Genomic DNA, 24,640 nt, shown 5'->3' with positions numbered 1-24,640 from the left:
GGCAACGAGGGATTTCAGAACATCAACTGGCAGATACCGAAAATCATAACAGGTAATGTTCCGGGGTTCGACACGCTTGCTTCAAGCCTCATGAAAAAGACGTTCAAGAAGAAGGGCGTGGCGACCATCGAGGAGCTGCGCGAGCTGTGTATCGATTGCGGGGTGAAGTTTATCGCGTGCCAGATGACGATGGATGTGTTTGGATTTTCGAAAGAAGACTTCATAGACGGCGTGGAGTTCGCGGGAGCTGCCATGTTTCTCGAGTACGCAGCCGACGCCGATATTCAACTTTTTATTTGAGTTTTTTGCTGCGACCTTCTTTCGCCGGACAGTCCAACCGGTTTCAGTCTTGATTCGAGTGGCAGAGGAGGATTCCCTAAGGAGGAAGTGCATGAAAATTGCGGTAACCGGAAAAGGTGGGGTAGGCAAGACAACCCTTTGTGCTCTTCTTGCCAGGGAACTTGCCAGTCAAGGTAAAAGAGTGCTTGCCATCGATGCGGATCCGAATGCCAATCTTGGCGAGGCTCTGGGCTATGATGAGGAAACCTCAGGCCGGATTGAGCCGCTGATAGAAAAGAAGGTGCTTGTCGAGGAACGGACCGGAACAAAACCCGGAAGTATGGGAGGGTATTTTGTGCTTAATCCGAAAGTTGACGATCTGGTTGAACGATTTTCTGTTGGGATACAGGGACTGAGATTGATCGTGACGGGTGAACTGAAAGAAGCGCTTGGAGGATGCTATTGCCCTGAGAATGCCTTGTTGCGTTCTTTTTTGCGGCACCTTATGGTTGAGCGTGACGAGTGGGTGATTCTCGATATGGAGGCGGGATTCGAGCATTTGACGAGAGGTACAGCTGAATCTGTCGGAACGTTGCTCATTGTCGTAGAGCCAGGTCAGCGAGCTATGAATACGGCAGGAAAGATAGCCTCGCTCGCGAAGCAACTTCATATCCGAAAAGTAGGATATGTTATCAACAAGGTTCATAGTGAAGGACAGGAAAAGAGGGTTGCCGATAAATTGGGTAACGATGCCATATGGGCAACGATTCCCTTTGATTTTCTGGCTCTCGAGGCAGACCTTTCAGGTTCATCCCCTTATGACCAATGCCCGGAAATGCTCGAAAAGATAAGGGGCTTGGTTCGGCGGCTTCTTTCCGACGCAGAAGAATAACAACAGGTTTTTGGTTTGTGAAATACGTTAACAATTGTTACTTTTGTTGGAACGTTTCCTGACTCCGTTATACGTCATCCTGCTTTCAGGGCGTTGCTGCACGATTAGAGTATCCCTCATCAGAAAAAATAATGTTTAGCCTGTAAACAGGCTGTCACTATTGGTGGAGGCGAATGTCCTTTTTTTTATAAATGTTAACAATTGTGAATAATTGATCTTGCATTGACCGCTTCGTCTGTATGATGCTGATAAACCGGTCAGGGTAATCGGGCAATTAAACAAGGGGGGTTGGTATGAAAGATGAAAAAAACATTATTTCGCGAAGAAGATTTATTCGGAATTCCGCTGTTGGATTAAGCGCATTATTCGCCGGGTATCCTCTTTTGCAGGGCTGCTCGAAAGATGAACAAGGTGCAGCGCCGGGTGTAACGTCGTCCAAAACAGTAAAAAGCTGTTATTTGCCCATAACCGATGCCACGCCGATTATCCTTGCACATGAGCTTGGCTTTTACAAAGAGATGGGAATTGCGTCGGAGAGGCCTGTGCTTATAAGGGGATGGGCTCCGATGGCGGAAGCGTTCATGGCCGGAAGATTCAATCTTACGCATCTGCTTGCACCGATTCCGATTTACATGCGATACAGCAAGGGTTTCCCCGTCAAGGTGGTTGCATGGGATCATATAAACGGCTCGGCTCTGACTGTCGGCAAGGAGAGCGGAATAGATTCTTATGCGGATCTGGGCGGCAAACAGATAGCTGTTCCCTACTGGTACTCGATGCACAACATTATCATACAGATGATTGCAAAAGAGATGGGTATCGAGCCGGTCATTCAAAACAAGAACAAGCCTCTTCGTGACAACCAGATGAACCTTTTCGTCATGGCTCCCCCCGACATGCCGACTGCGATGGCTTCAAAAGCTATTGACGGATATATCGTAGCCGAGCCGTTCAATGCAGCAGGTGAAATCCTTGCCGGCGGAAAGATCGTCAGGTTTACCGGGGATGTTTGGAAAAACCACCCTTGCTGCGTCGCGGTGATGAATGAGAAGGAACTGGCTGATCAGGCCTGGTCGCATGACGTTATCAAAGCGCTTGTAAAAGCCGAGTTATGGGCTTTGAACAACGCCGAAGAAGCGGCACATATCCTGTCAAAAGACGGTGCGCAGTACCTCCCGTTGCCTGAGAAGGTCATCAAGAGGGCAATGCTGAAATATGACCTCGATACCTATGGGGCGAACGGCGGAACGGGTGCGATTCAGCATCCGGACTGGAATGCCGAACGGCTTTCATACAATCCATACCAGTTCGAGTCGGCAACGCACAAGATGGTCGAGATGATGAAGCAGACAAAAATGGAAGGCGATCTCAGCTTCATGAGCGGACTTGATCCGGCAAATGTGCAGAAAGAGCTTATGTATACAGAGGGTGTCATGGAGGCTTCTGAAGAGCTGGGCGGCCTTGTGCAGTTTGCGGGCGTCAATCCGGAGAACCCGTTTGTAAGGCAAGAGGTCATTGCGGTCTAACATTCTTTGACGGCCCGCCATCGAAGATGTTCATCCGGACATTTGCGGGCTTCTCATGAACAACAATGCTGACATTCCGGCGTCTGCTCACTGTCTTGCAGGTCGCAAGGAAAGGTACGTCCCTGAAGGGACACTTTGCGAGCATGTTTAAACCTGTAAATCATTATGGCAAAAAAACAACAGTCACGAAACGGCGGCACACAGGCATTTCTTGCCGACAGGAGTTTCTATGTGCTGGGCGTGTTCCTGTTTCTGCTTATTTGGCAGGCGGCAAGTATGCTGAAGCTCTTCGGCGATGATTTCAGTGAGGCTTTTTCGCCTTTCTCTGCTTTTCTTGCACTGATTGAGATGGCAAAAGACGGTGATATTGTTCATCACGCAGTACCGAGTTTGCGAAGGGTGCTGGTCAGCCTTGTCATGGCTATTATTTTTGCGCTTCCGGTCGGTGTGCTTGTTGGTTATTTCAAGCGGCTCGAACAGCTTACCTATGTCCCGTTTCAGTTCATGCGCATGATCTCGCCACTGGCATGGATGCCTATTGCAATCATCATCTTCGGTGTCGGCGATGTCTCGGTGACGTTTTTGCTCTGGCTAGTGGCTATCTGGCCTCTCATTCTCAATACCGTCCATGGTGCGGGCAGGGTCAGTCCGCTCTGGCTGAACATGGCCAAAACCATGGGGGCAGGTGACAAGGGGATTCTGACAAAAATCATCATTCCTGCCGCAATTCCCGACATGCTGACAGGATTAAGGCTCGCCGTAGGTGTGAGCTGGATCATTCTCGTTCCGGCGGAAATGCTCGGTGTTCCCGACGGACTCGGTTACTTCATCCTTGATACCAGGGACCGTTTCCGTTATGATCAGTTGATGGCAACAATATTCATTATCGGTTTAATCGGGTATCTGCTGGATTCGGCCAATCGTTGGCTGATCAGCAAGTTTGCCTGGAAAATCTGAACAAGAGGAGTGTTGTATGGCTGGTAACAACAATGACAGAGGCCAGGAACAGGTATCGGAAGCGCTTATTTCGCTTAAAGGGGTAACCAAGGAGTATCAGAAAAACAGTCAGTGGATAGAGGCGGTCAGCGGATGTGATCTGGATATTGCCAAAAACGAGTTTCTGGTCATCGTTGGTCCGACAGGCAGCGGGAAGTCAACCTTGCTCAAGCTCATCGCAGGCTTTGAAAAGCCTGAAAAAGGAGAGGTGCTGCTTGATGGTGAGCCCGTCAACGGGCCGGGTTCGGACAGGGGGATGATTTTCCAGGAATATGCCCTGCTTCCATGGCGGACGGTTCTGCAGAACGTCGAGCTCGGTCTTGAGTTTCAGTACGGAAAACGTGCGGAAAACAGGGAACTCGCGATGGAGTATATCGATATGGTCGGACTCTCCTATGCAACCGGAAAGTTTCCGGTTGAAATGTCCGGCGGTATGAAACGAAGGGCTTCACTTGCCATGATTCTTGTAACGAAACCGAAGATTCTGCTGATGGACGGTCCCTTCAATGCGCTCGATTCAAAAACAAAATTGACCATGCATACCGAGATCACCAGGATATGGGAGCACGAGCACAACACGATCATCTTTGTGACCTCGGAGCTCGATGAGGCGGTTAAACTCAGTGACAGGATTGCGGTGATGAACAGTGAAGGGAGGATATCGAAAATCTTTACAAACGATTTACCGCGGCCAAGATTCGGCAAGGCGGCGCTCGAGCCTGAATTTCATCACCGTTTTATCGAACTGCGCGAGAAGGTGATGAACGAGGTTAAAGCCGGGGCCGGCAAGTCAGTCTGTGATTACGGTGCGTGAGTCATGAGAAAACCTGAAAATCTAAATACCGGGAGTAGTGTTTATGGAAAGCAACGGCAGGAAACGGAATGCGCTTCTCGAGCTGCAGAACGTTTCAAAGGTTTTCAATAAGGACGGTGACGATGTTCTTGTTCTCAAGGATGTCGAACTGACGGTTGACGAGGGAGAGTTTATCTGTGTTCTCGGCCCGACAGGTTGCGGCAAATCGGTAACCTTGCAGATCGTTGCCGGGCTTATCGAGCAGACAACAGGCTCTGTGATTTTGGATGGCAGGGAGGAACATGGGCCAGGCCCACATAAAGGGATGGTCTTTCAGGAGTATGCGCTTTTGCCATGGAGAAGCGTTATCGAAAATGTCGAGATAGGTCTCGAGTTGAAAGGAATTGACAAGAAGGAGCGTCGTTCAATCGCTATGGAGCAGCTTGCAACCGTTGGTCTTGCAGGAACGGAAAACCAGAAAGTGCACGAGATTTCGGTGGGTATGCGTCAGAGGGTCGCCATAGCAAGAGCTTTGGCCAACAAACCCAGGATTCTTCTTATGGACGAGCCCTTCGAGGCGCTCGATGCGCTGACCAAGGAGGAGATGCAGATTCAGATTCTGAAGGTATGGAAGAAAACCGGTACGACCATCATGTTTGTAACCCATGATGTGGATGAAGCGATTTTTCTTTCAGACCGTATCTGTGTTATGGATATCAATCCGGGAAGAGTAAAGAAAATGCTCGATAATCATCTTCCGAGACCTCGTCACGAGTGCATGAGCAGGACCGACAAGGAGTTCAATGACATGCGCGATGAGATCATCGCCCTCTATTCCTCGCTGAAAGATGAGGAGCTCGATCTCATCATATAGCTAAAAATGAAATTTTAACTGCGATCATCATGAAGGGACAGACCGTTCTCAAGGCATTATTTTTCATGGCGATGCTGCCGCTGATCATTTCGTGTGAAACGGAGGGAGAGAAGACTGCGGTATCAGCAGTAGACATCTCGAAATCCTCATCGGTATCAAAAGAGCCGGACGAACTGCAGGGATTGAAGCTTTATCTCGGCTACTGTTTCGTCTGCCACGGGCAGAGCGGCAAAGGCAACGGGCCTTACGCAGAGAAACTGTCTTCACCTCCGGCCGACTTTTCCGACAGCACCTATTTCGGCGGCAAGACGGATGAGGAACTTTATGATTTCATAAGCAAGGGTGGCCTTGCGCACGGAAAGTCAATGCATATGAAGCCGTTCGGTTTTCAGTTGACGCCTGAACAGATACAGAATGCCATTGCTTTTATACGCCTGGTGAATCGGGATGGAAGAATAGATGCAGCCGAAGATCAAGGATACAGCGGTGAGGAAATTTATAACAACTCCTGTGTCATGTGCCACGGAACATCAGGCAGGGGTGACGGGCGCGTGTCGAAAATGATGAACATCAGCGTCCGTCCGCTCTCACCGGAAACGCTTGCAGAGTACAGTGCTGCCGGACTGTTCAATGTTGTCGAGCAGGGTTTTCCCCCCGAATCGACAGGAATTCGCAGCTATATGCCTGCCTGGGGGAATACACTTACCGAAAAGGAGATCATCGACGTGATAGACTATATCAGAACGTTTGGAGAATGAGGTACCGGTGAATATCAATCAGTAAAGGAGATCGATTTATGGCGGATAAGAAAAAGTATACTTATGAGGATGAGCTGACCGGTTCGAGAATGGCGCCTGATTATACTCCCGGAATGCCTCTGAAAGACCGGATCAAGCTGGTGCATCGTCTCAACTACAGCAAGGAAGAGATGGTCAAGCACACCGCCAACAAGGCGGTAGCCGAAATGGTTGATTTTATGGGCAAGCATGATATATGCAGTACCTTTGACCGGTTTGCCCAACAGCATCCGCAGTGCGGTTACGGCCTCACGGGAGCATGCTGCGCCTTTTGTTCCTATGGTCCATGCAGGGTCACGGAGAAGACTCCCCTTACCGTCTGTGGTAAGGATGTTGACCTTGTCGTGGCTGGAAATGCGTTGCGACGTCTTGCAGCTGGATTGTCTGCGCATGGTGCTCATGCCCGTGAGGTTTTTATTTCGCTCAAGGCTGCAGCTGAAGGTATCGCTCCGATTCCCTTGAAGTCCAGGGAAAAAGGGTTCGCGGTGGCGAAGCTTTTAGGTATCGAAACCGAAGGAAAGGCAATAGAAAAAATCTGTGGAGAAATAGCCGACAGGTTTATTGACGATCTGCAGCGTGCGCTCCCCAAAGAGCACGAAACGCTCAAGGCGCTTGCGCCGAAAGAACGTGTTGAAACCTGGGAGAAACTCGATATAATTCCCATAAGCGCCTACCACGAATGCTTTGAAACCAACAACCTGACAAGCCATGGCACCGACTCCGACTTCGAGAGCCACATGCAGGCGTTTCTCAGGACGGTTCTTGCCTATTCGATCACGACAGTGGTATCGACCTCGCTTGCAACCGATATCGTATACGGCATTCCGAAGCGGTCCACAATCAACGTCAACCTCGGCAGCATTGTAAGCGAAGACTGTATCAACATCGGCATCAACGGTCATGCCCCGATGGTGGCTTTCGCCATCTGCGATATCGTCGGCACGCCGAGGATCATGGAAAAGGTAAAGAAAGCCGGGGCAAAGGATATCAGGCTTTACGGCATGTGCTGTACCGGCGGTGAGTTCATCGAACGTGACCTCGGTATACCCCTCGTTGCAATGGCCTCTTCGGCCGAAATGGCGGTTGCGACCGGGGCGTTCGAGGCGATCGTCGTCGACCAGCAGGATGTTTTGCCGGGCATGATGCCGGTTGCACGGCAGTTTCATACAAAAGTTATTACCACTTCTCCTTCCGGCAGAAAAGAGGGGGCTATTGTCATTGAACTCGATTATTACCTGAAAAACCTCGACAAGCTCTACGACCTTGCCGAAGAGATCCTTGATGTCGCGATCGGCAATTACCAAAACCGTGACCCGAAAAGGGTGTATGTGCCGAAAGTAAGGGCAAAGGTCGAAATGGGGTTTGGCGTCGAAGAGGTGATGAAGCTTTTCAACGGTTCCGCTTCGGACAGGAAGATTCACGGGCTTGCCGAACTGGTGAAATCCGGGAAGATTCGCGGAATCGTCAACTTCGGTTCCTGCGGCAACATTCGCGGCGCCGTGTTCGAGCGCAACCAGATTATCATTGCCAAGCAGCTTATCAGGAACGATGTGCTGGTTACCTGTCACGGTTGTTCAGGCATGGGTCTGCTCTTTGCGGGTCTCGCCCACTCCGATGCGTCGAAGCTCTGCGGTGAGAGGCTGCGCGAGGTTGTCGAGGCAAAGGATATCCCGCCGGTACTGCATGTCGGGGCCTGCACCGACAGTACACGGGCCGGGCAGATCATGGCTTTTACGGCCAACGCAGCAGGTGTCCCCAATCCCTCCATGCCGCTCGCCATGGTTGCCGCCGACCCCGCGGCGGAAAAAACCATGGGAGCGCGGTACTCTTTTGTGCTGCAGGGAATCGAAACCTATTCCTGTGTACAGGATAACACTATTGCTTCCGACCGGTTCATGGATTATGTCGGTAACCGTCTGCGCACGATGGTTGGCGCCGGGATGAACTGGGACCCTGACCCTTACCGGACTTCGGAAGATATTTTGCGGATGCTCGACAAAAAACGCGTTGACCTTGGATGGCCGGTATGGGAATACACGATCGGAACGAAAGGAGAGATCGAGGATCAGATACCCGATACTGTGGAGATTGGGCAGAATCTCTGCTCAATCGGATACTAGAACGATACGGATACAAAGAGGCATGAAAGAATGGGATCAAGAGGATTGTCATAAAGCATCGTAGGCATCCCGATGTTTCTCATTCGATGCCACAGTTCAACCTTGAGAAAACTGTAATAGGAGAAGGCAAATGCAAAGAGTCATGGCTTTGAAAAATCACTGGGAACAGGTGTATTCGGGAACAACGTCGAGTAAACCCGGTTGGTATACGCCGCATCTTCAGGCGTCGCTCTGCTGGGTCAACCAGCTCGATATTCCGCTCTACGCACCGATAATCGACGTGGGATGTGGTATATCGACCTTTTCTGAGGATCTGATTGACGCGGAATACCGCACGATAACCGTTCTCGATATTTCCGGCAAGGCTCTTTCCACGGTTAAAAAAAGGCTGGGCAGAAAAAAAAGCATGGTTACCTGGCTTGAAGGAGATATCACATCGGTCGAGCTCCCTGTCCATTACTATGAATTGTGGCATGACCGGGCGGTTTTTCATTTCTTTACCGAAAAACAACAGCAACGACAATACCGCAAGCAACTCTTTAACGCATTGAGACCTGGTGGACACCTCATCCTTGGAACCTTTGCTCCCGAAGCTCCTCCCAAGTGCAGCGGGCTGCCCGTAAGGCGGTATACCGTTGCTGAACTTGAAGGTTTTCTGGGGAGTGAATTTGTTCTCCGTCAACACCGCAAACAACAACACGTGACTCCCGGTGGAAAGGGACAGATGTATCTGTTTTGTCACTTCCAGCGACGGGAATGATTTTAGTTGTTCTTAAAGCAATACGTTAGGTGATGTTCTTCCTTTATAATCCTGCAGATATGTTCTTAGCGTTTTGTAAATTTAACGACGTTTAATCGATCATTAAATCAGGAAGAAATGTCATCAGAAACTACCGGAAGAAGTACGTGGAAATCAAGAACCGGCTTTATTCTCGCGGCAATAGGGTCTGCTGTAGGGCTCGGTAATATCTGGAGGTTTTCCTACCTGGCTTATGAAAACGGTGGGGGAGCATTTCTGATTCCCTACATTTTTGCGCTTCTCACTGCTGGTATCCCTCTGTTGATCCTCGAGTTCGGGATCGGGCATGAGCGGATTGGCAGTGCTCCCCTAGCGTTCAGGAAGATAGGCAGGCGTTGGGAATGGCTTGGGTGGTGGCCTCTCTTGTTTACCATGTTCGGTATTGTGCTCTACTACTCAGTGGTGATTGCCTGGTGCGTTGACTTTATATTTTATTCATTCAATCTTTCCTGGGGCGACGATCCCGACAAGTTCTTTTTCGAATCATTCCTGAACCTCAGTTCCTCCCCTGCTGAAATCGGCATTATCCAGACTCCAATACTTATCAGCCTGTTCATTGTCTGGCTTGTGAGCTGGGGGATCATAGTGCGAGGGGTGAGCCGTGGCGTCGAACTGGCTAACAGGGTGTTCATGCCTCTGCTCCTTTTGCTGACGCTGGTTCTGGTTTTCTGGTCGGTGAATCTCGAAGGTGCGATGGTCGGTATCTCGGCCTACCTCAAACCGGATTTCACAAAACTCGGCGACCCCAACGTATGGATCAGTGCCTATGGCCAGATATTCTTTACATTGAGTCTCGGTTTCGGCATCATGATCGCCTATGCAAGCTATATGCCCTATAACTCCAACATGACCGGCAGCGCGGTAATCACCGCATTGGCGAATTGCGGGTTTTCGCTACTGTCAGGATTCGGGGTGTTCGCTATTCTTGGTTTCATGTCAGTGACCCAGAGCAAGCCGCTCGAAGAGGTTGTAACGCAAAGCATCGGGCTTGCTTTTGTGGCTTATCCGAAAGCCATTTCACTGATCGGCGATGCGGGTCCCCTGTTTGGTGTGCTCTTTTTTTTGAGCCTGACCGTCGCGGGTGTATCATCGGCGATATCCATCGTTGAAGCTTTTGTTTCCGGGGCCAAGGATAAGTTCGGCATTAATCGAAAGAAGTTGGCGACCTTGCTTTGTGTTCTTGGTTTTGCCGGCAGCATCATTTTTACGACCAATGGTGGTTTATTCTGGCTCGATATCGTCGATCATTTCATCAATAATTACGGCTTGGTAATGGCAGGACTGCTAGAGTGTATCGTGGTCGGCTGGTTTTTCAGGCTCGATATTATCAGAAAGCATCTCAACAAGGTTTCGAAGATGCAGCTCGGTGTCTGGTGGAACTGGGTCATCAAGCTCTGCCTGCCTCTTTTCCTCACAGTTATTCTTTTGAACCAGCTTATCAGAGAACTTTCTGTCGCATACGGAGGATATTCCTGGGCAAGCTTGATCGGTATAGGCTGGAGCTGGATCGGCATCACTTTTCTCGTTTCCTTCATTTTCGCGGTACAACCCTGGAAAACGGATAATCACTTGGCGAAAGGACGAGGCGAGGAGCTGTAGGCAATACCAGGCGGTTGTCCTTTTGAGACCGCCTCGCCGCCGTTCCTTTAGCCATGGCTACCTAACTTTCAAGTTTGCCCGAACCCATAACCGTCAGGCTGGTGCCGGTGGTATGTTCGAGGACCGGCGCATCGGTTATCAGCATCGTCGTTCCGGGTTCGAGCAGGTTATACAGCCGTTTAGTGAATTCCTGCGGCATTCTTAACCGCTCGATAGCGTTCTCGTCGTGGATTCCCTTGCTTTCAGTCGCGTGGCCCGGAAGGCCTATGGTGCTCCAGCGAGGATGTCTGGGTTCCCCGCCCTCAAGAACGAGATAAGCGTGTGTGCCGAGAGGTTTTTCGGGAGTTTCGATCGTGAGCTGTGCTCGGCCGATTTCTATGCCGTTACGTATAACGATGACCTGCCGGTCGGCAGCGCTTGCAACCAGGGTTACAGGGCCGTCCTTTGAGGCTTCAGGCTGCCAGCGGTAGCTTTCCATTATACCAAGAGGATCGGCACTCTTGGTCTTGCCGGTACCCGCATCGACCGGCATGAGCATTGCGGGATGAACCACCGTTCGTGGTGCCGTGGACTTCCCGGCGATCACAACGGTCGTGCCTTTATGGGTGATGCCGAAGAGTTTGCGTGCGAACTCGGATGGCAGGTGAATACAGCCATGTGAAGACGGGTAACCAGGCAGGCCTCCTGCATGGAGGGCAACGCCGTCCCAGGTGAGGCGCTCGGAGTAAGGCATTGGGGCGTTGCCGTATTTCCTGGAGCGATGGTCCTTGTCCTTGTTCAAAATCGTGAACACGCCTGTCGGTGTTCTGTGCCCTTTTTTGCCGGTACTGACGGTGGTCACCCCGATCCGCAACCCGTTACGGTAGACATAAGCCATCTGTTCAGGCAGGCTTACCACGATGGCGATAGGTCCACCCGGTTCCAGGTTTTCTTCCCAGATGAACTCACCGGGTTTGAGGGTTTCAATCGGTGTATCCGCCGGTGACGATTGCTTCGCCCCCCAGAAAGGTACCCCATGAATTTCGGTGATCGATATCACGAGAGCGAGCATCAAAGAGCTCAGTATAAAAAAGGCTTGGGCTGTTTTTTTCATCGTATTTTCAGTTCAGTGTTGCTGTTGTGGATGCAGCTGGAAATGAAGGGGCTCTGAACTAACAAAAAGAAGGCCCTGGCACATAAGACAGTTTCCATAACAATCCCGGCAATCCTTGAGTTCCTCTTATAGGGGACGTTGTAAATAAATTATACTTTTTATGGCGTTGTATTTGCAAACGTAAGGGGAATCGGGGTGCATAGTGGTTGCTGTATTGTGATTTGCGATAAAAAATACGATAAAAAGAAGTTTGGCATTGTTGTTATATCAAAAAGTTGCAGTATTTTTCATATTAAATACTGACTGTATACGCCGACGTTCACGCGAGCCTATCTGTTAGCTCGCAGTGTTCCATGTTCCAGAATCTATGGCCGCCTCTAACAGTCGGTACACATTCCTCCATAAATGTTGACGGTATATATAGCTTTGTTGTTTTGCAGGCAAACAGTCTGAAGGTTTAGGTGTCATCTTTCAGTATTGAAATGCATGATATTTTCTGACCTTCATGTTCTCTTTTGGGCTATTGAACAACATCCCGGATTCTCATTAATGCTTTCCTGTTTTTGTCAAACAGGGAGTCATTGATGATGTGGGAATCATCCCCTACCAAAGTGATAGGGTGTTACGTCGAGTATTTGCTTCAGTTATTGTAGTGCAGTCTGTGTCGTTCTTCGAATAATTGATAAACGATAATTGAACTTCTTACTGGAGTGGCAATGGATGAAAGAAACACGATCAAGGGCTGGGATTTTGATGAGGGGGTGATAGCGAGAGCTGTGGGAGATAAAATAATGCTTAATCCTTCTCTGGATCTAACCAATGCATGTAATCTTAATTGCCCCTATTGCTATAAAGAAGAAAAGGAGTCCAAGGGTAAAAGCAGGAGAGCTAACGAGCTTTCAATAGAAGAAACATGCAAGGTTATTAAAGAATTTAAAAAGTTGGGAGCGGAAACTGTCAATATTGTTGGGGCCGGAGAGCCAACAATGGATCCGTATTTTAAGGATGTCATTAATTGTATATATGAAAATGAAATGACCTCGATGTTGTTTACCAATGGTATTGCTTTTGAGTCTCATGATGAATTGATCGACTTTTGTTATATGAGGGATGTTAGTGTTGTCTTGAAATATAATTCGCAGTCCGAGTTGATTCAGGATTTGGTGTGTGGCAGGAAAGGATACTCTAAAAAAAGGGACAAGGCACTGCTAAACCTTATGGATGCAGGCTTTAATGAGATCTTGCCAACAAGGCTCGGGCTAAACACTATGGTTTTCAAAGGAAATATTGAAGAGATACCGGCATTGCATAAGTGGTGTCGCGATAGCAATATGTATCCAATGGCCGGTGAATATATTCCATCCGGGAGAACAGCTGGGGGAGATTTTATCGGTTATGAATCGCTTACGGATTTCGGCCGTGAAGAGGGTATGGAGATTTCGTCTTTACTGATGCCTATATCTACTCGAGAGCGAAGTTTACTGTTGAATACAATATATGAAATTGATAAATCGTTGGAGATCGAGCGTTCAGAGGGGTTTGCTTATTATGGCGGTGGAGCCTGTACACAGACATTAGGTGTTTATGTGGATATACAGGGAGATATATGGCCATGTGTGGCAAAAATGTGGAAAAAAGGTTCTCAATGGATCAAGGCTCCTTTCGGGAATATACGGGAGGGAGGCAATATATCGGATATATGGGATTCGAACCGGTTTTTGAGTGAAGTTCGAGATAATTTTGACGGCTGCTGTATTTATAAAAAGAATCTACTATGATTGTTGGAGTGGCGGTGTAAAATGGTATTTCTACTAGTTGCTGGCTATACGATCAAGAGGCAGGTGGAAACTCGCTCCCTGTTTACTATAACACAAGTTTTAGGGAAGATTTTTGGTTTTGAACAGCAAATTCTGACGGCCTCTGGCCATTCAATGCACTGTGCGATCTGCGTTCATATGATTATTTTACCAATTCTTGATGACCTCACGAGTATACTCCGGGCTTAAAAACCGCTTATCATTCAGCCTTTCCAGGCAACTTGTTCCCGAATAAAACTTTCGATAAATGCATGATCGGCCAGTTTGCTGAAATCCAGTTTCAGATTGGGCTTCCATTCCCGGTTGTCGAGTACTTGTCATAAGAATTCTCTTTTTCCAGATGTTCTGAACATAAACTGTTAACAGCTCAATAGCGATAAGGTTATATATATTTTAACTATATTTTTCATTGCGGCTCATTTGTGCCAACGGTAGTGCTCATTCACGCTTACGGGCAAGTTCAAAAGGTCTAAAAGAGAGCGCTACGGTCGCTGCTCCTCACAGCCATAAATGCAGCAGTTTGGGGTTTTTTGTGGCAACAGAGACTGAACAAGCTCGTTTCAACCATCAGTTCGTCTGAACAGGAGAGCAACATGAGGCAACTTTCCTTCCTCTTCCTTATTCTTATTGTTTCATTATTTATGGCTACACCCGTGACTGCCGCGGAAAAAAACGATCGGCTCGATATCGCCAGCGGTGCCGTCCTGATTTCTGCGACGACGGAATACAACCAGAAATGGGCCGGAATGATGCTTCTGGACGGCACAACTGAAATGGGGTGGTGCAGTACGAGAAAGCTGCCTTACCCGAATACGTTTATCATCGAGTTGCCGAACAGTGTTGCCATCAAGTCGTTTTATATAGACAACACCAACGCTCAGGAAAGCGGATATCCCGGTATTTCAGCAAGGCGTTTCAAGCTGTATGTGTCGAACCAGTCTGCGAACGATGGCTTCGAACTGGTCTATGAGGGAGAGGCTTCAATGGGAGAAAGAAAAGGGTTTACCATGGAGCGCATGGTTCCCGGTCAATGGTTGAAACTCGAAGTATTATCGAACTGGGGAAATCCCGATTATACGGAAATCATGGAACTGGAAGCCTATGGTGAACCGGTAAATGCAGTGACTGCTTCCAAGCCGGTCGGGGGGGTGTATGAGACCAACTACGGTATCATGTGGCTGCGGCAGAAAGGCGTAGAGGTCGAAGGGTGTTACGACTGGGATGACGGACGGCTTGCGGGGACTACGGACGGTCGTGTTATTCGTTTTCAATGGGTGGAAAGCGGTCCACAAACCGGAACCGCCATTATGGTGCTGACGTCGGACAGAAGTTTTTTAAACGGGTTGTGGTACGAGAACAGCCGTTATCAGGGACTTTGGCATGGAAAGCGGGTAACGGACGGCCGACAACCCAAATGCCTGCAGGCATTCGTTTCAGGCATGAAAAAGGATGCGATCGGACGTTCTCTTGACGAGGTTGGCCGTGCAATCATCTACGGTATTTACTTCGATTATGACACAGCTACGATCAAACCTGATTCCGAGGAGACCTTGAATCGGGTTCTCAGGGCCATCAAGGCTCGGCCGGAGGTAAAATTGATCGTCGAGGGGCACACCGATTCCCGGGGAAGCGATACATACAATCGTGCTTTATCCGAAAAACGAGCTCAAGCCGTAGTGAACTGGCTGGTTGCCCACGGTATTGCCGAGAAGCAGTTATCGGCAAAAGGGTTTGGTGAATCCGTGCCGGTTGCCGACAACGCCAAACCTGACGGCAGAGCGTTGAACCGGCGCGTTGAAATCGCTTTGGAAGAGTAGGATCAGAACAGTCTGAACAACTACAATGCCTGATTATCTTTCGTTTTTCTTCGGGTGTTCTTCACAGTATCTTTTGATGAGAGCGAGAAACTGTCTTCCATATCGCTGCAGCTTTACTTCTCCTACTCCTGACACTGAAAGCATTGTGTCTTCGTTCATGGGATGGAGGGTGGCCATATCACGAAGGGAGCGGTCGGAAAAGACAATGTAGGGAGGAATATTCTGTTCGTCAGCGAGTTGTTTACGAAGCGCCCTGAGCTGGTCGAACAGGTCGTGATCGTAGGTTCCTGCTCCCTTGGTCATTGCTGTAGGCGCTGGGGATTCTTTTATCCGTACCATTTCAACCCTTGCCTTATTTTTGAGTATCGGAATAGCTTTCTCCTGTATGTGAAGGGCCGGGTAGAGCCCTTCGGATTTTGCGATTATTTTCTGAGCCATCAATTCGTCGATAAGCTGCCGCCAGAACTTTTTGCCGTGCGTTTTACCTACTCCGTATGTTTTGAGGCGGTCATGGCCGAAGTCACGGATTTTTTTGTTTTTGCTGCCTGTGACAATATCGACTATATGTGTCGCACCGAAGCGTTCTTCGGTTCGGGCGATCGCGGAGAGCAGCATCTGAGCCTCTACAGTGCAGTCAACCACTTCCCGGGAACCAAGGCAGATATCGCAGGAATTGCAGTTGTCGTGAGGGTACGTTTCGCCAAAATACTCGAGCAGGGTTTTCCGCCTGCAAACGGATGTCGAAGCAAATGATATCACGCGTTGCAATGCTCCTTGTGCTTTTGCACGTTCGGTTTCATCGACCATCGTGTCGATGAAAAAACGGACTTTGGGGATGTCCGATTGTGAAAAGAGCATTATGCATTGAGCGGGTTCCCCGTCGCGGCCAGCCCTGCCGGTTTCCTGATAATAATTTTCAATACTTTTTGGCAGGTCGGCATGAATGACAAAACGTATGTTCGATTTATCGATACCCATACCGAACGCTATCGTTGCAACGATAACATCGACCTCGTCTCGAATGAATGCTTCCTGGTTTTTCTTTCGTTCTTCATCGCCCAGGCCTGCATGGTAAGGGAGTACACGAAAGCCTTTTGCCTGGAGCATCGCTGTTGTCTCGTTGACGCTTTTGCGGCTGGTGCGGTAGATAATGCCGGCTTTGCCGGAGTTGTTTCTCAGGATCGAGGCAAGTTGGGCGTTGGGGTTTTCCTTGAAGCGGATGTCGTAAAGGAGGTTCGGGCGGTCAAAGGAGGCTCTGATGATAAAGGGGTTGCGCAGGCCGAGTTTATCGAGAATATCCTGCTGTACCTTGTGGGTGGCTGTTGCTGTAAATGCAGCTATTGGTGTACCGGGAAAAAGCTTGGCCAAAGCAGCGAGTGAAAGGTAGTCGGGCCGAAAATCATGACCCCATTCGGATATGCAGTGAGCTTCGTCAATTACCGCCATGCTGATATTCGTCTCTTTAAGCATGTCCTGAAAATGGTTGAGTGCAAACCGCTCAGGTGCTATATACAACAGATCGAGTGAATTAGACTGCAGGTCTTTGAGGACTAGGGATTGCTCCTCTGCAGAGAGAGTGCTGTTCAAATACGCTGCGCGGATACCGTTTGCCTTGGCACCGTCAACCTGATCCTTCATCAGTGCAATCAGTGGGCTGATTACGATGCAGGTACCGGGAAGCAGTAGTGCAGGAAGTTGATAGCAGAGTGATTTGCCTCCGCCGGTCGGCATGACGGCAAATGCGTCTTTTCGATCGAGTATAGCCTGGATAATCGATTCCTGGTTCTTACGAAACGTATGGAATCCGAATACTTTTTGCAGCGTGTCGAGCAGCTTTGTCTCGGCGGTTAAGGAGGGCTGCTCTCCTTGGGATCGAGTTGGGCGCACGGTGTCCATTGTCATGCCGGTGTATCGTTATTGTGCAGGTAAGACTTGGTATTGAATATAGAGGCTCTGCTGCAAAAGGGCAATATGAGGTGGCTTGTATAGTTCTCGTTTTCTTTTCCTATCTTGCCTCCGGTTTATGATATGATGTCTATGATGATGAATAAAGAGTGTTCTTTTACTGAAGAGATTTCGATGAATGATGATTCGAGTGAGGGTGATTCCGCCGACTGTGAGTGTTCCGGTTTGAAAGCATGGCTTCTTTCGGCTTTTCCCGCTTTTTGCAGCAGGAATTTCCGGCTGTATTTTATCGGGCAGATCGTTTCTATGATAGGTACCTGGCTGCAGATGGTGGCTCTGGGTTGGCTGGTGCTGGAAATGACCGGTTCAGCGTTCTGGGTTGGGGTTACTGCAGCAGCGTCATCACTTCCTGCGTTGTTGTTTTCTCTGTTCGGTGGGGTGATTGTTGACCGCTATGACCGGAAAACAATACTTCTCTGGACACAGATATTGTCCATGGTATTGGCTCTGGCGCTCGGTTTGTTTACCATCACAGGGGCTATCACCCTTGTGATCATCATGGAACTTGCGTTTCTGCTCGGTTGCGTAACGTCGGTTGCAACGCCTGCGCTACAGGCTTTTTTAAGTGAAATGGTGGAGCACGATCAGCTTCGTTCGGCCGTAGCGCTCAATTCCGCCATCTTGAACACGTCGCGGGTAATCGGTCCTGTCATCGCCGGCTTTATGATTTCCTATACCGGTACGGGGGGTGCGTTTTTGGCAAACGGAGTAAGCTATATTGCTGTAATTCTCGCTCTTTTTGCTATTCATACAACTACTTCTCAGGAAAAAGTAACCGATTCTGGTTCAACCCTACAGTCCATTCGTGATGGAGTGGTCTATACATGGCAGCATCCCATTATCAGGACTATCGTGCTTTTTGCTTCGGTGGTGTCTATCTTCGGCTGGTCGTTCGTGTCGATGTTGCCCGTGGTCGCCAAACAGACCTACGGTCTTGGTTCGGAAGGTATGGGGTATCTTTTTTCTGCATTGGGATTAGGGTCTCTTTCCGGTACCGTTCTGGTTTCAATAACCTCGGGTCGGGTTCGTAACAGCAGTATGGTTGTCGGTGGAAGCGTTACCTTTTCTCTTGGGCTGATCGCATTTTCTTTTGTGCAGGATGAGCGACTCGGAATGATCTTTCTTTTTATAGCAGGCATGGGTCTCCTCTCGGCTTTTGCAACCATGACCGCTACAGTGCAGTACCTTGTCGATGACCGCTATCGGGGTAGGGTCATGAGTATTTATCTGATGGTTCTGATGGGGTTCATGCCGATCGGTAATTTGGAGGTTGGCATACTTTCGGAGCTTTTCGGAACGGCCGTTGCCATCAGAGTGGGGAGTGTTGTTGTTCTTGCTACGGCACTTCTGCTTTCCTGCTCTCTGAAAGGAGTTGCCCGTGCATGGAGAGCGTATAGGGAGCCGGCTGAGTCCTGAGTTAAAGATTTTCAGGTTATCCGATAGCAAGCGAATCGATCGGTTTCACCACAGTAATGTTTTTGTTGGTAATCTTTTCTTTGCAATCTTTCCGGGAACAACCGAACGTTTCCAGCGGTTAATTCTGTCAACACAAATCACTTAAGTCTTTATAGATTGCTGATTCTGTTAGCCATAGGATATTGTGCCTCGGCACTTGCTCCGTTGCTCTATAAACGGTTCAGGGAGAACTTCGGCTGGATTGCCGTTATTTTCCCCCTGTTCATGTTTTTCGGGTTTCTGGCTCGTTATCCGCAAATTGCCGCCGGGCAGGTTATCCGGGAGTCAGGGCCATGGTTACCGTCTCTTGGCGTCAACTTCTCCTTTCTTCTCGACGGTTTGAGCCTGACCTTCTCGCTGATCATCACACTGATCGGTGCCGCTGTGTTTCTTTTTGCCGGAGCTTACATGAAAGCCTATGCGCAGACCGGCAGATTTTATGTGTATATCGGCATATTCATGACATCCATGCTGGGGCTGGTGCTCTCGGACAACATGCTTTTGATGTTTGTGTTCTGGGAACTGACCAGTATCAGTTCGTTTCTCCTTATCGGTTTCAATCACCATAAAGAGTCGTCAAGGAAAGCTGCTTTACAGGCGTTACTTGTTACAGGCGGGGGGGGGCTTGCTCTTCTCTCCGGTATCATTCTACTCTATAATGTGACCGGGAGCTTCGAGATTTCATCATTTTACGACAAAAGTGAAGCGATTATCGCTCATGAGCTGTATCCAGCGATTGTGGTGCTTGTGCTGGTCGGAGCATTTACCAAGTCGGCACAGTTTCCTTTTCATTTCTGGCTTCCCAACGCCATGGAGGCTCCTACTCCGGTCAGTGCTTATCTGCATTCGGCAACGATGGTCAAGGCGGGGATTTACCTTATAGCGAGGATGAATCATGAGATAGGTGGAACGCCACTATGGCAGGATACGATACTGATAACGGGTGCAGTGACCATGCTTTTTTCGGCCATGCTCGCCTTTAAGCAGACCGACTTGAAAAGGCTGCTCGCCTATTCAACGCTTTCGGTATTGGGGACGCTTGTGATGCTGCTCGGTATCGGTTCAAAACTGGCGATCAAGGCGTTTTTTATCTACCTTATCGCACATTCGCTGTACAAGGGAGCTCTCTTTCTCATTGCGGGAACGCTTGATCACGAAACCGGGACTCGAGATGTGAGAAAGCTGGGAGGGTTGTATAGGTTGATGCCGGTGACAACGCTTACCGCAGTTCTTGCATCGTTCTCAATGATGGGAGTGATTCCTCTTATCGGATTCATTGGCAAGGAAACGGTGTATAAATCGATTCTTGAGGTGGAATACTGGGGGACCTTTCTCATTGTTGGTGCGGTGCTCGCCCATGCGTTTGTGGTGATGGTTACCTTGTTTGTCGGATTCAAACCGTTTTGGGGAAAAATGCCTGTAACTCCAAGGCCTCCACATGAGGCGGCGCTAAAAATGCTTATCGGGCCAGGTGTGCTTGCTGTTTTGGGACTTCTCTTCGGGCTCTTTCCCAACTTTTTCATTGCCACGATGCTCGAACAGTCGGCGCAGAGCATTCTGTCTGAAACGCTCAGTCTCAAGGTTTCTATATGGGAAGGGTTCAATCTGGTCCTACTTTTAAGTTTCGTGACTCTTCTGCTCGGTGCGGTTCTCTATCTGGTGCGGGAGAAGGTTCCCGGGGTTTTACAGATATCGCTACCTGCAATCGCCAGGCCTTCGGTCTGGTATGAGATGACAATCAAGGGTATGTTGTCGTTCGCACGGATGGAGACCCGACTTGTCCAAAACGGTTATCTGCGCAACTACATCATATTTTTTGTCGTCACAACGGTTTTTCTGGTCTCTTTTCCCCTTTTTCGATCGGCAGGACAGATTACCATGGTACCGGACTTTTCAATTACTTTTTACGAGGGTGCTTTAGCATTCATCATCCTGGTTTCAACGCTGCTTCTGGTCACATCCAAGTCGAGACTCAAGTCGATTGTAGCTCTTGGCGTGCTTGGGTTTTCAATAGGTATCATTTTCGTGATCTATGGGGCCCCTGATCTTGGTCTGACAACCTTTGCAATCGAGACGCTTAACGTTGTTCTCTTCGTGCTGGTGCTCTACAAGCTTCCGGGTTTTCTGAAACTTTCCGGGTCGCTGAACAGAGTCAGAGACGCGGTTATCGCTCTGTGCGTCGGGTGCACGATGACGCTTACAGTGCTTTTTGCTTCATCGTTTGAGCTTTCGTCAGCACTAAAGCGCTTTTTTGCCGAAGCGAGCTTTCCTGACGGGAAAGGTCGTAATGTGGTAAATGTTATTCTCGTGGATTTCAGGGCGATTGACACTTTGGGAGAAATCACGGTGCTGACGGTAGCAGCGTTGGGGGTTTTTGCGCTGTTGAAACTCAGACCTGACAGGAGGAAGTGATATGTATTCCATGATTCTTGCTACCGCGTCGCGTTATCTGTTGCTTTTGTTATTGATGTTTTCGGTGTTTCTGCTGTTCCGGGGGCATAACGAACCGGGTGGTGGGTTTGTCGGTGGTCTTGTTGCAGCAGCAGCCTATGCGCTTTACTTTATCGCAAACGGCATTGAAGCGGCACGGACTATTGTCCGGTTTGAGCCCATTACGATTATTGCTGCCGGTTTGTGCACAGCCATTGCAAGCACGTTGCCGTCGCTTGTTGTCGGAGAGGTGTTCATGAAGGCAGTCTGGATCGATACGGGAATTCCTTTTGTCGGAAAAGTGGGGACGCCCCTGTTGTTCGATCTCGGAGTGTACTTTCTTGTGCTGGGTATAACGCTCTGTATCATCTTTTCGCTAGCAGAGGAGGACCGCTTATGACGTTTCTGCTTGCTGTGATTGTCGGTGCACTCTATGCTGCCGGGACCTATCTTGTATTGAGGAGAAGCATCGTCAAGGTTATTTTCGGGCTGATTTTTCTGGGTCACGCGGCCAACCTTATGATCTTTACCGTCGGAAGGCTTACCAAAGGGGTTCCTGCATTTGTGCCGGAAGGGGCGGAAATGCTTACCGAACCATTTGCCGATCCTTTGCCGCAAGCCCTCATACTTACATCGATCGTTATAGGGTTTGGCGTGCAGGCGTTTGCCCTTGTGCTTTTCAAGCGTGCCTACCTGACGCTTGGAACCGAGGACCTGGATAAAATGAGAAGCACCGACCAGCTTCCGGAGGAACGGTTATGAGCAAGATTATCATGTTGCCCATACTGCTTCCGCTCTGCACTGCGCTGATCATGATTTTCTTCCGAAGATCGGTGGCCTTACATCGTATTCTGAACGTTGTGGCAACCGCCTCGATGCTCGGGGTATCGCTGGTTATACTCGGCAGTGTGCTGTCCGAAGGAATTCTTTCATTGCAGGTCGGTGGCTGGGAAGCCCCATTCGGGATAACTCTCGTAGCCGATACACTCTCTGCTATCATGGTGGTTGCCGCGGCTCTCATTGGATTTACCACGGCACTGTATTCTCTCGGGACCATCGATGAGGAGAGGGAGCACTATTTCTACTATCCCCTTCTGCAACTGTTGCTTATGGGGATCAACGGGGCTTTCCTGACGGGAGATATCTTCAATCTCTACGTCTGGTTTGAAGTGATGCTGATCTCTTCTTTTGTACTGCTCGTGCTTGGAGGGAGACCGCAGCAGCTCGAAGGGGCAATCAAGTATGTGACGTTGAATCTTCTTTCCTCGTCGGTTTTTCTCGCCGCATCTGGGATTCTTTACGGGACTGCAGGTACGCTCAACATGGCAGACCTTGCTCTGAGGATTCCCCTGCTTGACCATCGGGAACTGCTGTCGGTGGTGGCGGTGCTTTTCATGATCACTTTCGGGGTTAAAGCGGCTATCTTTCCACTTTTTTTCTGGCTTCCTGCGTCATATCATACTCCTCCGATTGCAGTTTCCGCTATCTTTGCCGGGCTGTTGACAAAAGTGGGTGTGTATGCGATCATGCGTTTTTTCACGACTATTTTTTCGTATGATGGCGTATCGTTTATCCATCAGGTGCTGCTTGTTCTTTCTTCCTTCACGATGGTTGTTGGGGTGCTTGGTGCCGTAGTGCAGTATGACATGCGCAAGCTGCTTTCTTTTCATATCATCAGCCAGATAGGATATATGATTTTTGCTCTGGCGGTGCAGTCGCCTTTGGCTATTGCAGGAGCGCTGTTTTATATCATTCATAATATTGTCGCCAAAACAAATCTTTTCTACCTAAGCGGTCTTATCCATCGTTTAAAGGGATCCTGGGATCTCCGGGAGATCGGTGGAATCTACCGCTTTTATCCAATGCTCGGGCTGCTGTTTCTGGTTCCGGCTCTGGGTCTGGCCGGTATTCCTCCGCTATCGGGATTCTGGGCAAAGTTCGTTGTGATTAAGGCCGGGATCGACTCGGAGCACCATCTGCTGGTCGGGGTTGCTCTTGGCGTAAGCATGTTGACTTTGTTTTCCATGGTGAAGATCTGGAACGAAGCGTTCTGGAAAGATGATCCACGCGGAGAGGGCGGCGTTGAGGATGAGGGGTATCTGCGAACTCCGACCATGAAAAAAGCGGCTACCATAGTACCGATTATCATGCTCGGATTCCTGACGGTGGTGTTCGGGCTCTGGTTCGAGCCTTTTTTCAAGCTTGTGGACAGAGCGGCCTATGAATTGCTGGATGCGCGTAATTACATCAATGCGGTTATAGGAGGTCGCTCGTGAATCCCTTTCTTTTCAATATCCTTCTGGCGATAGCCTGGATGTTGCTTGTCGGTGACTTCACTGCCGGAACGTTTGTGCTTGGCATGGTTGTTGGCTATCTGATTCTATGGTTTTCGCGTTCGGCGTGGAAAGAAACAAAGTATTTTTCAAAAATACCGCTGGTAATCAAGTTTGTTCTGTACTTTCTGAAGGAATTACTCATCGCGAATCTCAGGGTGGCGTTCGATATCATTACACCGAAGGATTACATGGAGCCCGGAGTGATTGCTTTTCCGCTCGATGTCAAGACAGATGTCGAGATCACACTCTTCGCGAATCTCGTTACCCTGACCCCTGGAACGCTGAGTCTCGATGTATCTCCTGATAGAAAGACGCTCTACGTGCATGCGCTGTATGTCAAAGATGCCGTTCGGTTTTGCGATGAACTTAAAGAAGGTCTTGAAAAACGATTGATCGAGGTGATGCGATGACGTTTATAGAATGGTCCGTAGATATTTCGGTGATCATCATCGGTCTTTCGATTCTGGTGATTTTTCTGCGCCTGGTTATCGGTCCGAGCATCGAAGACCGGATTGTTTCGCTGGACCTTTTGTCGGCTAACGCGATAGCTTTCATTGCGGTCTACTCTATTCAAAAGAAGACGACAACATTCCTCGATGTGGGTATCATCGTGGCATTGCTGGCGTTTCTCGGTACGGTGGCTTTTGCATACTATCTTGGAAGGAGGGGAAGAGAATGATAGAAATTCTAAGCGGTGTTTTTTTGCTTCTGGGAACCCTTTTTATTCTTGTTTCGGCAATCGGTATCCTGAAAATGCCCGATCTCTATACCCGTATGTCGGCAACGACCAAAGCTTCAACGCTGGGTATAGGGCTGGTGCTTATCGGGACGACCGTTTACTGGCAGGATATTGGTATTGCTTTCCGAGCTGTAGCAATCATTATTTTCTTGTTTCTTACAGCACCAGTAGCTGCTCACATTATCGGCAGAGCAGCATATTTCGGCAAGGTACCCTTATGGGAAAAAACAAAAATAGATCAGTTCAAAGAGCGTATGGAAAAGGCCGATAAATGAGTTTTTGCGGTAAAGGTGTTACATTATCTTCTGTATCT

At 49.1% G+C, this 24,640-nt stretch carries 22 protein-coding genes; 20 read left to right on the top strand and 2 right to left on the bottom strand.

What is annotated here, in order from left to right:
- From CR164_RS12190 to CR164_RS12145, 10 genes are all read left to right on the top strand, one after another.
- Positions 1-300 (top strand): DsrE/DsrF/DrsH-like family protein (locus CR164_RS12190; RefSeq protein WP_193525199.1); only part of this gene is annotated, 300 nt, incomplete at its 5' end.
- A gap of 91 nt (positions 301-391) precedes the next feature.
- On the top strand, positions 392-1,171 hold the full coding sequence (locus tag CR164_RS12185; RefSeq protein WP_110024271.1) for an ATP-binding protein: 780 nt from the start codon (positions 392-394) through the stop codon (positions 1,169-1,171).
- Between the two features lie 293 nt (positions 1,172-1,464).
- Positions 1,465-2,697, top strand: coding sequence for an ABC transporter substrate-binding protein (locus CR164_RS12180; RefSeq protein WP_110024270.1), 1,233 nt, complete (start codon positions 1,465-1,467; stop codon positions 2,695-2,697).
- A gap of 165 nt (positions 2,698-2,862) precedes the next feature.
- Entirely contained in the window at positions 2,863-3,654 is a 792-nt protein-coding gene (locus tag CR164_RS12175) for an ABC transporter permease (RefSeq protein ID WP_110024269.1), read from the top strand.
- A 16-nt stretch (positions 3,655-3,670) separates the two neighbouring features.
- Positions 3,671-4,507, top strand: a complete 837-nt coding sequence (locus CR164_RS12170; protein ID WP_110024268.1) for an ABC transporter ATP-binding protein — start codon at positions 3,671-3,673, stop codon at positions 4,505-4,507.
- A gap of 43 nt (positions 4,508-4,550) precedes the next feature.
- Positions 4,551-5,360, top strand: coding sequence for an ABC transporter ATP-binding protein (locus CR164_RS12165; RefSeq protein ID WP_110024267.1), 810 nt, complete (start codon positions 4,551-4,553; stop codon positions 5,358-5,360).
- 29 nt (positions 5,361-5,389) lie between these two features.
- Positions 5,390-6,118, top strand: a complete 729-nt coding sequence (locus tag CR164_RS12160) for a cytochrome c (protein ID WP_110024266.1) — start codon at positions 5,390-5,392, stop codon at positions 6,116-6,118.
- Positions 6,119-6,156: 38 nt separating this feature from the next.
- The gene (locus tag CR164_RS12155) at positions 6,157-8,277 is read left to right on the top strand and encodes an anaerobic carbon-monoxide dehydrogenase catalytic subunit (protein WP_110024265.1); all 2,121 of its coding nucleotides are present in this window, start codon (positions 6,157-6,159) and stop codon (positions 8,275-8,277) included.
- A 142-nt stretch (positions 8,278-8,419) separates the two neighbouring features.
- The gene (locus tag CR164_RS12150) at positions 8,420-9,037 is read left to right on the top strand and encodes a class I SAM-dependent methyltransferase (protein WP_110024264.1); all 618 of its coding nucleotides are present in this window, start codon (positions 8,420-8,422) and stop codon (positions 9,035-9,037) included.
- 117 nt (positions 9,038-9,154) lie between these two features.
- Positions 9,155-10,675 (top strand): sodium-dependent transporter, encoded by a 1,521-nt coding sequence (locus CR164_RS12145; protein ID WP_110024263.1) that lies wholly within the window; start codon positions 9,155-9,157, stop codon positions 10,673-10,675.
- Between the two features lie 61 nt (positions 10,676-10,736).
- Here CR164_RS12145 and CR164_RS12140 read toward each other — a convergent pair whose 3' ends face one another.
- Positions 10,737-11,768: a L,D-transpeptidase gene (locus CR164_RS12140; protein ID WP_110024262.1), complete on the bottom strand. Its 1,032-nt coding sequence runs from the start codon at positions 11,766-11,768 to the stop codon at positions 10,737-10,739.
- Between the two features lie 716 nt (positions 11,769-12,484).
- Between CR164_RS12140 and CR164_RS12135 the strand changes: the two genes are divergently transcribed.
- Positions 12,485-13,546, top strand: a complete 1,062-nt coding sequence (locus CR164_RS12135; protein WP_110024261.1) for a radical SAM/SPASM domain-containing protein — start codon at positions 12,485-12,487, stop codon at positions 13,544-13,546.
- Positions 13,547-14,178: 632 nt separating this feature from the next.
- Positions 14,179-15,402 (top strand): OmpA family protein, encoded by a 1,224-nt coding sequence (locus tag CR164_RS12125; RefSeq protein WP_110024259.1) that lies wholly within the window; start codon positions 14,179-14,181, stop codon positions 15,400-15,402.
- Between the two features lie 33 nt (positions 15,403-15,435).
- On the opposite strand, the gene recQ is transcribed toward CR164_RS12125, so the two are convergent.
- Positions 15,436-17,304, bottom strand: coding sequence for a DNA helicase RecQ (gene recQ / locus CR164_RS12120; RefSeq protein WP_110024258.1), 1,869 nt, complete (start codon positions 17,302-17,304; stop codon positions 15,436-15,438).
- Between the two features lie 135 nt (positions 17,305-17,439).
- On the opposite strand from recQ, the gene CR164_RS12115 reads away from it, so the two are divergent.
- From CR164_RS12115 to mnhG, 8 genes are all read left to right on the top strand, one after another.
- Positions 17,440-18,783 carry an MFS transporter gene (locus tag CR164_RS12115; protein WP_322113410.1) on the top strand — a complete coding sequence of 448 codons (1,344 nt, stop codon included), beginning with the start codon at positions 17,440-17,442 and terminating at the stop codon, positions 18,781-18,783.
- A gap of 156 nt (positions 18,784-18,939) precedes the next feature.
- Positions 18,940-21,234: a putative monovalent cation/H+ antiporter subunit A gene (locus tag CR164_RS12110; protein ID WP_110024257.1), complete on the top strand. Its 2,295-nt coding sequence runs from the start codon at positions 18,940-18,942 to the stop codon at positions 21,232-21,234.
- Position 21,235: 1 nt separating this feature from the next.
- The gene (locus tag CR164_RS12105) at positions 21,236-21,652 is read left to right on the top strand and encodes a Na+/H+ antiporter subunit B (RefSeq protein WP_110024256.1); all 417 of its coding nucleotides are present in this window, start codon (positions 21,236-21,238) and stop codon (positions 21,650-21,652) included.
- Positions 21,649-22,014: a Na+/H+ antiporter subunit C gene (locus CR164_RS12100; RefSeq protein ID WP_110024255.1), complete on the top strand. Its 366-nt coding sequence runs from the start codon at positions 21,649-21,651 to the stop codon at positions 22,012-22,014. The genes CR164_RS12105 and CR164_RS12100 overlap by 4 nt, the downstream gene beginning before the upstream one ends.
- Positions 22,011-23,528: a Na+/H+ antiporter subunit D gene (locus tag CR164_RS12095; RefSeq protein ID WP_110024254.1), complete on the top strand. Its 1,518-nt coding sequence runs from the start codon at positions 22,011-22,013 to the stop codon at positions 23,526-23,528. Before CR164_RS12100 ends, CR164_RS12095 begins: the two co-directional genes overlap by 4 nt.
- Positions 23,525-23,998, top strand: coding sequence for a Na+/H+ antiporter subunit E (locus tag CR164_RS12090; protein WP_110024253.1), 474 nt, complete (start codon positions 23,525-23,527; stop codon positions 23,996-23,998). Before CR164_RS12095 ends, CR164_RS12090 begins: the two co-directional genes overlap by 4 nt.
- Entirely contained in the window at positions 23,995-24,267 is a 273-nt protein-coding gene (locus tag CR164_RS12085; RefSeq protein ID WP_110024252.1) for an MrpF/PhaF family protein, read from the top strand. The genes CR164_RS12090 and CR164_RS12085 overlap by 4 nt, the downstream gene beginning before the upstream one ends.
- Positions 24,264-24,602 (top strand): monovalent cation/H(+) antiporter subunit G, encoded by a 339-nt coding sequence (mnhG, locus tag CR164_RS12080; protein WP_110024251.1) that lies wholly within the window; start codon positions 24,264-24,266, stop codon positions 24,600-24,602. Before CR164_RS12085 ends, mnhG begins: the two co-directional genes overlap by 4 nt.
- Positions 24,603-24,640 lie beyond the last annotated feature (38 nt).

The organism is Prosthecochloris marina, assembly GCF_003182595.1.
Taxonomy (GTDB): Bacteria; Bacteroidota; Chlorobiia; order Chlorobiales; family Chlorobiaceae; genus Prosthecochloris; species Prosthecochloris marina.
The sequence above is the reverse complement of the archived record's forward strand: the minus strand, read 5'-3'. Positions and strand labels throughout refer to the sequence as shown.